The following is a 14,083-nucleotide window of genomic DNA, read 5'->3' on the forward strand; positions in this document are numbered from 1 at the left end:
TAATACGCTCCGGTTGCTCCGCGCAGGCGGTGTCCACTCTGACTTCGCCGATAAAGCCTGTCCTTTACGACCTGATTTTCAACGAATTCTCACAGAAAATTCACTTCGGATTGAGGCTTGTTTTGTCGGGTGACGCTAACGCTTACCCGACCTACGGTCCCGTAGGCCCGGCAAGCACCGCGCCGCCGGGCAAAACAATCCCAATCCTCAAACTCAACGCAATACCATCAGCAGCGCCAGCACCACCACCGCGCCGATGCTCATTGATGCCACATACCAGCGCAGATAACCGTTCTCGCTCACCAGCAGACCTTTGCCTGCGAAGCGGGACAGAATCGCCGGGATATTCATCAACGCATTCAGCGGATCGCTCTTCAGCAGCCAGGCAATCCCGAGGAAAGGTTTCACGAACACCTTGTCGTATAACCAGTCGAAGCCCCAGGCATGGAACCACCAGGTACCGAAGAAGCGGCCAGGCGCGCTGTTGGCGATGGAGGTCACCAGGGTACGTTTACCCAGCCACAACCATGCGGCGATCAGGATGCCGGCAATCGCGATAATCCCGGAGGTAATTTCCAGCGTCATCACGCTGCCGTGGGCAAGCTCAGTGGTCTGCGGCAGTACGCCCTCCAGCGGCGGCACAATCAGCGCGCCAACAAAGGTGGACAGCACCAGCAGCACGATCAGCGGCAGATGATGGGTAATCCCCTTCCCTGCGTGCGCGTGAATTTGCTCTTTACCGTGGAACACGATGAAAATCATACGGAAGGTGTACAGCGAGGTCATAAAGGCGCCGACCAGGCCCGCCACCATCAGATTGATATGGCCGTTGGCCATCGCGCCCGCCAGAATCTCATCCTTACTGAAGAAGCCTGCGGTGATAAGCGGCAGAGCGGACAGCGCCGCGCCCCCCACCAGGAAGCAGACATACACCAGCGGAATGGATTTGCGCAGGCCGCCCATCTTGAAGATGTTCTGTTCGTGATGGCAGGCCAGAATGACCGAGCCAGACGACAGGAACAACAGCGCTTTAAAGAACGCGTGGGTCATCAGGTGGAAAATCGCCGCGTCCCATGCCTGCACGCCCAGCGCGAGGAACATGTAGCCAATCTGACTCATGGTCGAGTAAGCCAGCACACGTTTGATGTCGGTCTGCACCAGCGCGGCGAAGCCCGCCAGCACCAGCGTTACCGCACCAACGATACCCACCAGATGCAGCACTTCCGGCGTCATCAGGAACAGGCCGTGGGTACGGGCAATCAGGTACACGCCCGCGGTCACCATGGTGGCCGCGTGGATCAGAGCGGAGACCGGCGTCGGGCCAGCCATCGCATCGGCAAGCCACGTTTGCAGCGGCAACTGAGCGGATTTACCTACCGCGCCGCCGAGCAGCATCAGCGTCGCCCACTGCAGCGTGGTGCTGCCGTTAGCGAAGTGCTGCGGCGCCAGCTCTACCATTTCACGGAAGTTCAGGGTGCCCAGTTCGTTATAAAGAATGAACAGCGCGAAGGCGAGGAACACGTCGCCGACGCGGGTGACCACGAAGGCTTTCATCGCTGCGGCATTGTTCTTCGGATCGGTGTAGTAGAAACCGATCAGCAGGTAAGAACAGAGACCCACGCCTTCCCAGCCGAGGTACATCAACAGCAGGTTATCGGCCAGTACCAGAACGACCATGCTGGCGATAAACAGGTTGGTGTAAGCGAAGAAGCGAGAGTAGCCCTCTTCGCCGCGCATGTACCAGGAGGCAAACATGTGGATCAGGAAGCCGACGCCGGTCACCACAGAGAGCATGGTCAGCGACAGGCCATCCAGCACCAGGTTGAAGCCGATGTTGAAATCACCGACCGACATCCAGTTCCACAGCGGTACGCTGACCGCTTGTTTGCCGTTAGCGAAAAAGTCGACGCCAACGTACGCGGTGACCAGCGCCGCCAGGCCTACCGACCCCATGCCAACGGTGGCGGAAAGGTTTTCCGACCAGCGCCCGCGGGAGAAGGCCAGCAGCACAAAGCCAATCAATGGCAAAAGAATGGTTAAGGCAAGCATGTTCATCCACGCAACTCACTTACTGAATCGATGTTCAGGTTCTGGCGGCGACGATGGAGCTGCAGCAGCAGCGCCAGGCCGATACTCGCTTCCGCAGCCGCGAGGCTGATGGCGAGGATATACATTATCTGACCATCTGCCTGGCCCCAGTAGCTACCCGCCACCACAAAGGCCAGCGCGGCGGCGTTAATCATGATTTCCAGGCTAATCAACATAAACAGCAGATTGCGGCGGATCACCAGCCCCGTCAGACCAAGCACAAACAGGATGGCCGCGAGGATCAGTCCATGTGTTAAGGGGATCATGCGTGTTCCTCCGTTTTTCTTTTGTCGCTGTCGTTCACGCGGTTGCTCAGCACCTCGCCGGCACGCTCTTCGCGGCCGATGTGGAAGGCGACCACCAGGCCCGCCAGCAGCAGCATGGAGGCCAGCTCCACCGCCAGGACGTACGGCCCAAACAGCGCAATACCCACTTCTTTGGCGTTGATCGCCGCGCCGTCGATACCCTGGTCGTTAATACCAAGGATGGCGTAAACGATAACCACCAGCAGCACCGCGGAAAGGATGGCCGGGCCAATCCAGATCCCCGGCTGCAGCCATTTGCGTTCCTGTTCGATCTCGCTGCCGCCCAGGTTGAGCATCATCACCACAAAGACGAACAGCACCATAATGGCCCCGGCGTAGACGATGATTTCCAGCGCACCAGCAAAGTAAGCGCCCAGCGAAAAGAACACCCCGGCAATCGCCAGCAGCGAAATAATCAGGTACAGCAGCGCATGCACCGGATTGGTGTGGGTGACGACCCGCAAGGTTGCGAGGATGGCTATCAGGCCACAGATATAAAAAGCGAATTCCATTGCCCTCTCCTTACGGTAACAGGCTCTTGACGTCGATTGGCTTAGCTTCGTTTTCCGCTTCACCTTTATCTTTGCCGTCGATTGCCATACCCGCCATCCGGTAGAAGTTATATTCCGGGTATTTGCCCGGACCGGAAATCAGCAGATCCTCTTTTTCGTACACCAGATCCTGACGCTTGTATTCACCCAGTTCGAAGTCCGGGGTCAACTGGATCGCCGTGGTCGGGCACGCTTCTTCGCACAGGCCGCAGAAAATGCAGCGTGAGAAGTTGATGCGGAAGAACTCCGGATACCAGCGGCCGTCTTTGGTCTCTGCTTTCTGCAGCGAGATACAGCCCACCGGGCAGGCTACCGCACACAGGTTACAGGCAACGCAGCGCTCTGCACCGTCCGGATCGCGGGTCAGCACGATGCGGCCGCGGTAGCGCGGCGGCAGATAGACCGGCTCTTCCGGATACATCCGGGTTTCACGTTTGGCGAAGGCATGCAGGCCAATCATCCAGATACTACGGACCTGGGTGCCGAACCCCACCAATAATTCTTTTAAGGTCATGTTCAATTCACCCCTTATTGCGCCTGCCAGAGAATGACAGCCGCCGTTACCAACAAGTTGACCAGCGTTAACGGCAGGCATACCTTCCAGCCAAAGGACATTACCTGGTCATAGCGCGGACGCGGTAATGATGCGCGGATCAAAATGAACATCATCATGAAGAACGCGGTTTTCAGCGCGAACCAGATGAAAGGTGGTAACCACGGGCCATTCCAGCCGCCGAAGAACAGCGTGACGATCAGCGCTGAAACGGTGACGATACCGATGTATTCACCGACGAAGAACAGACCGAATTTCATGCCGGAATATTCAATGTGGTAACCATCGGCCAGTTCCTGCTCCGCTTCCGGCTGGTCGAACGGGTGACGGTGACACACCGCCACGCCGGCGATGGCGAAAGTGACGAAGCCGAAGAACTGCGGAATGACGTTCCACAGATGCGCCTGGTTGTTGACGATATCGGTCATATTGAATGACCCCGCCTGCGCCACCACGCCCATCAGGGAGAGACCGAGAAACACTTCGTAGCTCAGGGTCTGCGCGGAAGCACGCATCGCCCCCAGCAGCGAGTATTTGTTGTTGCTCGACCAGCCGGCGAACAGCACCGCATAGACCGCCAGGCCTGCCATCATCAGGAAGAACAGGATGCCGATGTTCAGGTCAGCCACCACCCACGTCGGGCTGACCGGCACGATAGCAAAGGCCAGCAGCAGCGAGGTAAAGGCGATAACCGGCGCCAGAGTAAAGATCACGCGATCGGAGAAGCGCGGGATCCAGTCCTCTTTGAAGAACATCTTGATCATGTCGGCGACCAGCTGCAGCGAACCGCCCCAGCCGACGCGGTTAGGTCCGTAGCGGTTCTGGAACAAGCCGAGCAGACGACGCTCGCCGAAGCTCATGAACGCGCCGCAGGTGACGACCACCAGCAGAATGACCACGGCCTTCAGGATGCTTAACAGAATGTCGATAAGATCCGGCGTTAACCAGCTCATGCTTTCGCCTCCTGCAGTGAATCAATACGCGATCCGGTCAGCACCGGCGCAATGCCCGGCATGCCCATCGGTAAGCCAACCTGTCCTGCGGTCAGGCCTTCAGAGATAACCAGCGGCAGACGCAGGGTCTGGCCTTCCACGCTAAAGGAGAGCATTGCCCCCGCGTTAACGCCCAGCTTCGCGGCATCCGCCGGATTCAGCTTGATGTACGGCTCAGGCATCCGGCTCTCGAACACCGGCGCGCGCTGTGACAGCTCATCGCTACCAAACAGGTGGTAATACGGCGCGATACGCCATTTGCCCTCTTCCGCCTGGAAGCTGGCCGGCACCGCGGTGAAATACTCCAGCCCGTTGGCGGACGCTTCAAACAGTCGAACACCCGGATCGCCGTGGCGCAGTTTCCCGCCCACTTCATCCTGGAACTTGTTCCATGCCTGCGGGGAGTTCCAGCCCGGCGCCCAGGCGAACGGGATCTGCGAACGCGGGGCGGACGGCTGGTTGTTCCCTTCCATGGAGAAGGCGAACATGGTGTCTTTATCCTGCGGCTGACGCGGCTCGTGCACGCTGATGTTGGCGCGCATCGCCGTGCGGCCGCTGTAGCGGTGTGGTTCACGCGCCAGCTTCTGACCGCGGATGCGGAAGGTCGCATCCGGCGCGGCATCTTTAATGCCCGCCAGCTGCGGCAGCGCGGCAATCGCCGCATCGATGACGTGGTCCAGCTGCGTCCAGTCAACCTGACGGTTGTTGACGGTGCTGTGCAGCGAATGCAGCCAGCGCCAGCTCTCCAGCATCACGGTTTTCGCATCGTAGTAAGCCGGATCGTAAACCTGGAAGAAACGCTGGGCGCGGCCTTCGTTGTTCACCACAGTCCCGTCGCTTTCCGCAAAGCTTGCGGCAGAGAGCACCAGGTGCGCTTTGTCCATAATCGCGGTGCGCTGATGGTCAACCACCATCACCAGCGGGGCTTTCGCCAGCGCAGCGTCAACGCGCGCGGCGGAAGCATGACGGTGAAGGTCGTTTTCCAGCACGATAACCGCGTCGGCGGCGCCGCTTTCCAGTTCGTCCAGCGCCTCTTCAAGCGAGCCGCCGCCGATCATGCCCAGACCGACGCTGTTCACCGCGCGGGCGACCATGGTCACGCCGACGTCGGCGCCGCGGCCTTTCAACGCTTTTGCGACGTTAGCGGCGGCCTGGATGATCTCCATGCTGCCGGCGTTGGTTCCGGAGATAATCAGTGGTTTTTTCGCCCCGGCCAGCGCCTGGACGATGACATCGACTTTGCCCTGCAGGTCCTGGCTCAGGCCGTCAACCGCTGGCGCGCTGTCGTCCAGCGCATGAGCGATGGCGAAGCCGAGACGCGCCTGATCTTCCACCGGCGCGCGGTAGGTCCACGCGGCAATGTCATCCAGGCGGGTGTCATCGATGTTGGTGACGAATAACGGGTGCTTGGCGCGCTGCCCGATGTTGAGGATCGCGGCGATCTGCCAGTCGGCTACTTTCTGCGCCGCTGCCATTTCGCGTGCTTTCCCTTTCACCGCCTGGCGGACTGCCAGGGCCACGCGCGCGCCGGTCTGGGTAATGTCTTCGCCCAGCACCAGTACCGCATCGTAGGATTCGATATCGCGCAGGCTTGGGGTATGGACCCCACCTTCACGCAGCACTTTCAGCATCATCTGCAGGCGCGCTTGTTCGCCTTTGGCGATGCCGGTATAGAAGTTGTCGGCGCCCACCAGCTCACGCAGCGCAAAGTTGCTTTCGATGCTGGCGCGCGGGGAGCCAATACCGATCACTTTCTTCGACTGGCGCAGGATATCTGCCGCGCCCTGCATCGCCTGCTCGGCGTTGAGAGTGATCAGATCGTCGCCGCGGCGCTGCACCGGCTGACGCGGACGGTCTTTCAGGTTGACATAGCCATAGCCGAAGCGACCGCGGTCGCAGAGGAAGTAGCGGTTAACGGTCCCGTTATAGCGGTTTTCGATACGACGCAGCTCGCCATAGCGTTCGCCCGGGCTGATGTTGCAGCCGATGGAACACTGCTGGCAGATGCTCGGCGCAAACTGCATGTCCCACTTACGGTTGTAACGCTCGGAGTGCGTTTTGTCGGTGAAGACGCCGGTCGGGCAGACTTCCACCAGGTTGCCGGAGAACTCGCTTTCCAGGGTGCCATCTTCCGGGCGACCGAAGTAGACGTTGTCGTGCGCGCCATAGACGCCCAGGTCGGTGCCGTCGGCATAATCTTTGTAGTAGCGCACACAACGGTAACAGGCGATGCAGCGGTTCATTTCGTGAGAAATAAACGGCCCCAGATCCTGATTGCGGTGGGTACGCTTGGTGAAACGATAGCGGCGGAAACTATGGCCGGTCATCACCGTCATATCCTGCAGGTGGCAGTTGCCCCCTTCTTCACAGACCGGGCAGTCGTGCGGGTGGTTAGTCATCAACCACTCCACCACGCTTTCGCGGAACTGCTTCGCTTCGCCGTCGTCAATAGAAATAAAGGTGCCGTCGGATGCCGGAGTCATACAGGACATCACCAGGCGACCACGCGTGTCTTCCGCGTTCTGATATTGCTTCACCGCACACTGGCGGCAAGCACCGACGCTCCCTAGCGCCGGGTGCCAGCAAAAGTAGGGAATATCAAGACCAAGAGAGAGACAAGCCTCTAGCAGGTTGTCCGCCCCGTTGACCTCGTATTCTTTGCCGTCTACATGAATCGTAGCCATTTGCGTGCTTCCAAAAATAAAAAACCTTTGATTACCAGCGCGTCTTAAGCAGGTTCGGCTGAATCCCGTTGATTGCATGGGTATTGCTGAACTGCTGCTTAATGCCAGCCTCGAATTCTTCGCGGAAATATTTAATCGCGCTCTGTAGCGGTTCGACCGCACCCGGCGCGTGTGCGCAGAAGGTTTTACCCGGGCCCAGGAATCGACACAGTTGCTCAAGCGTTTCGATATCGCCAGGCTGGCCTTCGCCGCGCTCCAGGGCGCGCAGGATCTTCACGCTCCACGGCAGTCCATCACGGCACGGCGTACACCAGCCGCAGGACTCGCGGGCAAAGAACTCTTCAAGGTTGCGCACCAGCGAGACCATGTTGATCTCGTGGTCAACGGCCATCGCCAGCGAGGTGCCCAGACGGCTGCCCGCTTTACCAATGCTTTCGAACTCCATCGGCAGATCGAGGTGCGCTTCGGTCAGGAAGTCGGTCCCTGCCCCACCCGGCTGCCAGGCTTTAAACTTCAGGCCATCGCGCATGCCGCCGGCGTAATCTTCGAGGATCTCACGCGCGGTGGTGCCGAACGGCAGCTCCCAAACGCCTGGATTCTTCACCCGGCCGGAGAAGCCCATCAGCTTGGTGCCAGCATCTTTGCTGGTGGAAATGTTCTGGTACCACTCGACGCCGTTGGCGAGGATCGCCGGCACGTTGCACAGGGTTTCCACGTTGTTGACGCAGGTCGGCTTGCCCCACACGCCGGAGCTCGCCGGGAACGGCGGTTTGGAGCGCGGGTTAGCACGGCGGCCTTCCAGGGAGTTGATCAGCGCCGTCTCTTCACCGCAGATATAGCGCCCTGCCCCGGTGTGGACAAACAGTTCGAAGTCAAACCCGGTGCCAAGGATGTTTTTCCCCAACAGGCCCGCTTCAGTGGCTTCGGCAATCGCGCGACGCAGATGCTGGGCCGCTTCGATATATTCGCCGCGCAGGAAGATGTAGCCGCGGTACGCTTTCAGCGCAAACGCGGAGATCAGCATGCCTTCCACCAGCAGGTGCGGCAGCTGCTCCATCAGCAGACGGTCTTTATAGGTGCCCGGCTCCATTTCATCGGCGTTACACAGCAGGTAACGGATGTTCATGGATTCGTCTTTCGGCATCAGGCTCCACTTCAGACCCGTGGAGAAGCCCGCGCCGCCGCGCCCTTTCAGGCCAGCGTCTTTTACCGCCGTGACAATCTCATCCGGCGCCATCCCGGTCAGGGCTTTACGTGCCCCTTCGTAACCGTTTTTGCTGCGATATTCGTCCAGCCATACCGGCTGCTTGTCGTCGCGCAGACGCCAGGTGAGCGGATGCGTTTCCGCAGTACGAATTACGGTTTTCATTTGTACTGCTCCAGCAGGTCAGGAATTGCCTCCGGCGTCAGATGACTGTGAGTATCCTCATCAATCATCATGGTCGGTCCCTTGTCGCAGTTGCCCAGGCAACAGGTCGGCAGCAGCGTGAAGCGGCCATCGAAGGTGGTCTGCCCTGGCTTGATATTGAGCTTCTTCTCAATCGCAGCCTGAATACCTTGATAACCGGTGATATGGCACACCACGCTGTCGCAGTAGCGGATCACGTGACGGCCAACCGGCTGACGGAAAATCTGGCTGTAAAATGTTGCCACGCCTTCGACGTCACTGGCCGGGATCCCCAGCACATCGGCGATCGCATAGATCGCGCCATCCGGCACCCAGCCGCGCTGTTTTTGGACAATTTTCAGCGCTTCGATGGACGCCGCACGCGGGTCTTCGTAGTGGTGCTTCTCGTGCTCAATAGCCTCACGCTCAGCCGCACTCAGCTCAAAAGCCTCGGTTTGTGGTTGTTGATTCTCGTGCATAATTAGCGGTCCACGTCTGACATAACAAAATCGATACTACCCAGATAGACGATCAGGTCGGATACCAGGCTGCCGCGGATCGCCGACGGGATCTGCTGCAGATGCGCAAAGCTCGGCGTACGCACGCGGGTACGGTAGCTCATGGTGCTGCCGTCGCTGGTCAGGTAGTAACTGTTAATCCCTTTGGTCGCCTCAATCATCTGGAAGGATTCGTTGGCCGGCATCACCGGGCCCCACGATACCTGCAGGAAGTGGGTGATCAGGGTTTCGATATGCTGCAGCGTGCGCTCTTTCGGCGGCGGCGTGGTCAGCGGGTGATCCGCTTTGAACGGGCCTTCCGGCATGTTATCGAGGCACTGCTGAAGAATGCGCAGGCTCTGGCGCAGCTCTTCGACTTTCAGCATCACGCGGGTGTAGCAGTCAGAGACGCCGCCCCCGGTCGGGACTTCGAAGTCGAAGTTTTCATAGCCAGAATAAGGACGCCATTTACGCACGTCGAAGCCGATACCGGTGGCGCGCAGGCCTGCGCCGGTGGTGCCCCACTCCAGCGCCTCTTTGGCGGTATAGGCTGCCACGCCAACGGAACGGCCTTTCAGAATAGTGTTGCGCAGCGCGGCTTTCTCGTAAGAATCCAGACGCTTCGGCATCCACTCGAGGAATTCCCGCAGCAGGCGATCCCAGCCACGCGGCAGATCGTGCGCGACACCGCCGATGCGGAACCACGCCGGGTGCATACGGAACCCGGTAATCGCTTCCACCAGATCGTAAATTTTCTGCCGATCGGTAAAGGCGAAGAAGACCGGCGTCATCGCGCCGACGTCCTGAATAAAGGTCGAGATATACAGCAGGTGGCTGTTGATGCGGAACAGTTCGGAGAGCATCACGCGGATCACATTCACGCGATCCGGCACGGTGATCCCGGCCAGTTTTTCCACCGCCAGCACGTACGGCATCTCGTTGACGCAGCCGCCGAGGTATTCAATACGGTCGGTATACGGGATGTAGCTGTGCCAGGACTGACGCTCGCCCATCTTCTCGGCGCCGCGGTGGTGATAACCGATGTCCGGTACGCAGTCGACGATCTCTTCGCCATCCAGCTGCAGAATAATACGGAATGCACCGTGGGCCGACGGGTGGTTCGGACCGAGGTTGAGGAACATGAAGTCCTCGTTGTCAGTGCTGCGCTTCATGCCCCACTCTTCCGGTTTGAAGGTCAACGCTTCCATCTCCAGATCCTGCTTGGCTTTGGTCAGCTCAAACGGATCGAATTCGGTAGCGCGCGCCGGATAGTCTTTACGCAGCGGGTGGCCTTCCCAGGTCGGCGGCATCATGATACGGCGCAGGTTCGGGTGGCCATCGAAGGTCATGCCAAACATTTCCCAGGTTTCACGCTCATACCAGTTGGCGTTGGGGAACAGTTTGGTGAAAGTCGGCAGATGCAGATCATTTTCAGACAGCGCCACCTTGAGCATGATGTCGCGGTTGCGGTCGATAGAAATCAGATGATAGAAAACGGAAAAATCCGCGGCGGGCAGGCCATCGCGGTGGGTGCGCAGACGTTCGTCCATGCCGTGCAGGTCAAACAACATCACGTAAGGCTTCGGCAATTTCTTCAGGAAATCACCCACCTCAAGCAGTTGCTCACGCTTCACCCACACCACCGGTACGCCGGTGCGGGTTGGCTGAACGGTAAAGGCATCCGGCCCAAAGCGGTTGCGCAGTTCGCCGATCACCGGGTCATCAAGGTGATCGCGGGTTTGCCAGGCTGGTGCGGCGTCATGCGCGGTTAAATCGGTCATATTGTTCACCATTGCAAAAGGTCCGTGGTGACTGCCGGGCGAGACTTCGCGTTGTTGTAGATTGATTTGCGAAGTGGTACTCCCGCCCGCAGGCGCAAATTAAATCTCGTCCGGCGTCCGCAGATTGGTCACTGCAATACGTTCGCCGCGTTTACGCTCGCGTTCCGACTGCATATTGGCGCGATAAACGCCCTGATCGCCAACCACCCATGAGAGCGGACGACGTTCTTTACCAATGGACTCCTGCAGCAGCATCAGCGCCTGCATATAGGCCTCTGGACGCGGCGGGCAGCCCGGGATGTACACATCGACCGGAATGAATTTATCCACGCCCTGGACGACGGAATAGATGTCGTACATGCCGCCGGAGTTAGCGCAGGCGCCCATGGAGATCACCCACTTCGGCTCCAGCATCTGATCGTACAGACGCTGAATAACCGGCGCCATTTTGGTAAAGCAGGTTCCAGCGACCACCATCAGGTCCGCCTGACGCGGAGAGGCGCGCAGAACTTCTGCCCCAAAACGCGCAACGTCATGCACCGCAGTGAATGACGTCACCATTTCCACATAACAGCAAGAAAGGCCGAAGTTATACGGCCAAATTGAGTTCTTACGGCCCCAGTTCACCATGTCATGCAGCGCATGCTCGAGTTTCCCCATATACACGCTTTTATTGACTTCCTGCTCCAGGGGGTCGGTGACGATCTCCTGTTTCTGCAGGGGGTAACGGTCGTTCTCACCGTTAGGATCTATGCGGGTGAGCGTATAATCCATCTTATTGCCTCGCTTTTACTGCATATGACGGTTAGTGGGACTGTCTGTTTCCGGGTTAACCAGCGTGCGACGGGAACGCGCAGGCGTCCAGTCCAGTGCGCCGATGCGAACGAGATAAACCAGACCAGCCAGTAGCACTAAAATGAAAATTGCGGCTTCCACAAAGCCGACCCAACCGCTCTCGCGGATAGAAGTCGACCATGCGTAGAGATACAGGGCTTCCACGTCGAAGATAACGAAGAACATGGCAACCAGATAAAACTTCGCAGAAAGACGTAAGCGGGCCGAACCAACGGAGTCAATCCCCGATTCAAACGGCGTGTTTTTGCTACGCGCGCGCGCGCGACCGCCAAGGTACCAGCCGCCGACGAGCATGAGGCAGCACAGGCCGATAGCGATGATGAGAAATATAGCGAATGCCCAATGATGAGCGATGACTTCAGTGGATGTTGACATACGCATTGCTTAACCAAAAAAGTGTAGCGCCAAAACCCTCTGCTCTTACTGGCAGATGAACGCCACAGCGTTTCACGGGAGGAATAAAAAAAACCGTGCAAAAAAGCGTCCCTGGTTGATGTGAGAAGCCCAGATGCCGTGGCTTTTTACCCCTTTCTTTAACCTTTTGTCAACTTTAACAAAAGTTTTCATAACATTAATTTACATTGGAATCTTTTCATTAACATTAAATGCCCTTTTATGCGAAATAACCTTGCATACTGTTCGGTTTTAGTGTTGTTGAATCGTGTCCGTTTCCGTCGTAAATCAAAAATCCCTTCTATTTTGACAGGATTTAGCCTCGATTCCTCCCCCCAAAGAGGGGTATTTTCTTGATCTGTGACACGGTTTTGTTAATTACCCCAGGAAATCGGCAACAATCCGTCCGGTTTTTTAACATTAGCAGGAAGTGTTGAAAGTGCAGGGAAAAGTCGACAAGGTGAGCGCCCGGTCACGCCAATACGCTGATTTTTCAGGAAAGAAATAAAAAAAACATTCAAAACATCAATAATAGTGCAAAAAAAAGAGCCACCAGGCGGGAAACCCTCCCCTGAGGCTCTTTTTGCTCACTTACATTCTGTTACCAGTTTTTGTGATCTTTGTTAGAAAATTGCCCTCACAAAATGAAGGTGTTATCTCCCTCTTGCGGAGTAAGTGCCGGCCCCGTTCGCCAGGGGTCGCTCTCCTGACTCAGTGACTGAAAAATCACCTGCGGCAGCTCGCTCACCGTCTGCGGATTGCAACTGACCACATACCGGGTATCCGGCAGGCCAGGCAATCCATCGCTGATGCCAGCCACGCGCAAATCGGGGCTCATCATTTCGACGGGTCGCGCGGTGACGCCCAGCCCGGCTTTGACCGCTGCTTTCACCCCGGAGAGAGACGTCGCGCCATGGGCCAGATGCCATGGGACGCGGGCCGCCTCCAGCGCGGCAATAATATCCTGGCGGAAGGGACCAGGCTCCTCGAGCAAGATCAGAGGGATCGACTCCCCCTTCGCCAGCACATATTCCGCCGCACAGTACCAGAGGGTCGGTGACGTTCTCAGGATGAAAGAGGTAAAGCCGGGAGGCTGATGGGTGGTCAGCGCCAGATCCACCCGCCCCTCGGCCAGCATCGCCATGATGGCGGCATGGGGATGCACTTTGATCTCCAGCGTCATTCTGGGATAGAAGCAGCCGATGCGGTTTAACAAAAACGGCAGGATGGTATCGGCCGTTTCTTCCGACGCGCCGATGGTCAATCCACCTTGCAGGCTGCCATACATCAGCGACATGCAGGCTTCATCGTTAAAACGCAGGATCTTGCGGGCATAGCCCAGTAGCTGGATGCCTTGCTCAGTCAGCAGTTTATTACGCCCGTGACGGGCGAAAAGCTCTTTGCCGACCAGCTGCTCCAGGCGTTGCATTTGCTGGCTGACCGCGGACTGGGTACGACACACTGCGGCGGCGGCGGCGGCGAAGGTGTTCAAATCAGCGACCGCCACAAAGGTGCGCAGCAGATCGAGATCAAGGTTGAGTATCGGACGTGTTGTATTAATCATCTTTCTTCACTTACAGGTGGCTAACGCTGACCTGCCTTGTTGATGCTTTACGCCAGGTTTCCGGCTATTCCCTGAGCCTCGTGCTCACCGTCAGATGGCGGATAAACAACTGGACGAACGTTATTACATGCCAAAGTACTCGTCTGGGCAAATGCGCAGAACCACGGAGTAATATATTGTTCGTATTTCTCATTGTTATTTATTACCACGGCCAGTCAGGCGTCATACGTCGCTCCGGAAAAGCGGCCAGTGGTGGTGAGAAAGTCTCTCTTCCACCGCGCGTTCACACAGGGAAGAATGAACAATAAAATCCTGTAATAACAATATATTAAACATCAATCCAACCGGAGTGCTTACCGGCTATCACTGATATTAACGGCGATATTCTAACCGATTCCCGCCCTTTTTATAAGCCTAAATAAGGATTAACTCA

Annotated in this window: 12 protein-coding genes; all 12 read right to left on the reverse strand. The window is 57.6% G+C overall.

Annotated elements, in window-relative coordinates; translation table 11 throughout:
- Window positions 1-213: 213 nt before the first annotated feature.
- Window positions 214-2,055 carry an NADH-quinone oxidoreductase subunit L gene (gene nuoL, locus SPE70_RS18700; RefSeq protein ID WP_012540986.1) on the reverse strand — a complete coding sequence of 614 codons (1,842 nt, stop codon included), beginning with the start codon at window positions 2,053-2,055 and terminating at the stop codon, window positions 214-216.
- Window positions 2,052-2,354, reverse strand: a complete 303-nt coding sequence (gene nuoK, locus SPE70_RS18705; RefSeq protein WP_002913148.1) for an NADH-quinone oxidoreductase subunit NuoK — start codon at window positions 2,352-2,354, stop codon at window positions 2,052-2,054. The genes nuoL and nuoK overlap by 4 nt, the downstream gene beginning before the upstream one ends.
- Window positions 2,351-2,905, reverse strand: a complete 555-nt coding sequence (gene nuoJ, locus SPE70_RS18710) for an NADH-quinone oxidoreductase subunit J (protein ID WP_004201743.1) — start codon at window positions 2,903-2,905, stop codon at window positions 2,351-2,353. Before nuoJ ends, nuoK begins: the two co-directional genes overlap by 4 nt.
- A gap of 10 nt (window positions 2,906-2,915) precedes the next feature.
- Entirely contained in the window at window positions 2,916-3,458 is a 543-nt protein-coding gene (gene nuoI / locus SPE70_RS18715; protein WP_008803948.1) for an NADH-quinone oxidoreductase subunit NuoI, read from the reverse strand.
- Between the two features lie 14 nt (window positions 3,459-3,472).
- Entirely contained in the window at window positions 3,473-4,450 is a 978-nt protein-coding gene (nuoH, locus tag SPE70_RS18720; RefSeq protein ID WP_002913156.1) for an NADH-quinone oxidoreductase subunit NuoH, read from the reverse strand.
- Window positions 4,447-7,173: an NADH-quinone oxidoreductase subunit NuoG gene (gene nuoG, locus SPE70_RS18725; RefSeq protein ID WP_049139416.1), complete on the reverse strand. Its 2,727-nt coding sequence runs from the start codon at window positions 7,171-7,173 to the stop codon at window positions 4,447-4,449. Before nuoG ends, nuoH begins: the two co-directional genes overlap by 4 nt.
- Before the next feature lie 31 nt (window positions 7,174-7,204).
- The gene (gene nuoF, locus SPE70_RS18730; protein ID WP_002913158.1) at window positions 7,205-8,542 is read right to left on the reverse strand and encodes an NADH-quinone oxidoreductase subunit NuoF; all 1,338 of its coding nucleotides are present in this window, start codon (window positions 8,540-8,542) and stop codon (window positions 7,205-7,207) included.
- Entirely contained in the window at window positions 8,539-9,039 is a 501-nt protein-coding gene (nuoE, locus tag SPE70_RS18735) for an NADH-quinone oxidoreductase subunit NuoE (RefSeq protein WP_002913160.1), read from the reverse strand. The genes nuoF and nuoE overlap by 4 nt, the downstream gene beginning before the upstream one ends.
- A 2-nt stretch (window positions 9,040-9,041) precedes the next feature.
- The gene (nuoC, locus tag SPE70_RS18740) at window positions 9,042-10,850 is read right to left on the reverse strand and encodes an NADH-quinone oxidoreductase subunit C/D (protein WP_008803946.1); all 1,809 of its coding nucleotides are present in this window, start codon (window positions 10,848-10,850) and stop codon (window positions 9,042-9,044) included.
- Window positions 10,851-10,937: 87 nt separating this feature from the next.
- The gene (gene nuoB / locus SPE70_RS18745) at window positions 10,938-11,612 is read right to left on the reverse strand and encodes an NADH-quinone oxidoreductase subunit NuoB (RefSeq protein WP_002913178.1); all 675 of its coding nucleotides are present in this window, start codon (window positions 11,610-11,612) and stop codon (window positions 10,938-10,940) included.
- A 15-nt stretch (window positions 11,613-11,627) separates the two neighbouring features.
- Window positions 11,628-12,074 carry an NADH-quinone oxidoreductase subunit NuoA gene (nuoA, locus tag SPE70_RS18750; RefSeq protein ID WP_002913181.1) on the reverse strand — a complete coding sequence of 149 codons (447 nt, stop codon included), beginning with the start codon at window positions 12,072-12,074 and terminating at the stop codon, window positions 11,628-11,630.
- 649 nt (window positions 12,075-12,723) lie between these two features.
- Window positions 12,724-13,650 carry a LysR family transcriptional regulator gene (locus SPE70_RS18755; protein WP_032740184.1) on the reverse strand — a complete coding sequence of 309 codons (927 nt, stop codon included), beginning with the start codon at window positions 13,648-13,650 and terminating at the stop codon, window positions 12,724-12,726.
- Window positions 13,651-14,083: the final 433 nt, after the last annotated feature.

Source organism: Klebsiella sp. ZJOU C1 (genome assembly GCF_035620215.1).
Lineage (GTDB): Bacteria > Pseudomonadota > Gammaproteobacteria > Enterobacterales > Enterobacteriaceae > Klebsiella > Klebsiella variicola.

What these genes read in the sequence shown, in the direction of transcription:
- SPE70_RS18755 (WP_032740184.1), bottom strand. Translation starts at nt 13,650, where the DNA reads ATGATTAATACAACACGTCCGATACTCAACCTTGATCTCGATCTGCTG.
- nuoK (WP_002913148.1), bottom strand. Translation starts at nt 2,354, where the DNA reads ATGATCCCCTTAACACATGGACTGATCCTCGCGGCCATCCTGTTTGTG.
- nuoB (WP_002913178.1), bottom strand. Translation starts at nt 11,612, where the DNA reads ATGGATTATACGCTCACCCGCATAGATCCTAACGGTGAGAACGACCGT.
- nuoA (WP_002913181.1), bottom strand. Translation starts at nt 12,074, where the DNA reads ATGCGTATGTCAACATCCACTGAAGTCATCGCTCATCATTGGGCATTC.
- nuoH (WP_002913156.1), bottom strand. Translation starts at nt 4,450, where the DNA reads ATGAGCTGGTTAACGCCGGATCTTATCGACATTCTGTTAAGCATCCTG.
- nuoL (WP_012540986.1), bottom strand. Translation starts at nt 2,055, where the DNA reads ATGAACATGCTTGCCTTAACCATTCTTTTGCCATTGATTGGCTTTGTG.
- nuoJ (WP_004201743.1), bottom strand. Translation starts at nt 2,905, where the DNA reads ATGGAATTCGCTTTTTATATCTGTGGCCTGATAGCCATCCTCGCAACC.
- nuoG (WP_049139416.1), bottom strand. Translation starts at nt 7,173, where the DNA reads ATGGCTACGATTCATGTAGACGGCAAAGAATACGAGGTCAACGGGGCG.
- nuoE (WP_002913160.1), bottom strand. Translation starts at nt 9,039, where the DNA reads ATGCACGAGAATCAACAACCACAAACCGAGGCTTTTGAGCTGAGTGCG.
- nuoF (WP_002913158.1), bottom strand. Translation starts at nt 8,542, where the DNA reads ATGAAAACCGTAATTCGTACTGCGGAAACGCATCCGCTCACCTGGCGT.
- nuoC (WP_008803946.1), bottom strand. Translation starts at nt 10,850, where the DNA reads ATGGTGAACAATATGACCGATTTAACCGCGCATGACGCCGCACCAGCC.
- nuoI (WP_008803948.1), bottom strand. Translation starts at nt 3,458, where the DNA reads ATGACCTTAAAAGAATTATTGGTGGGGTTCGGCACCCAGGTCCGTAGT.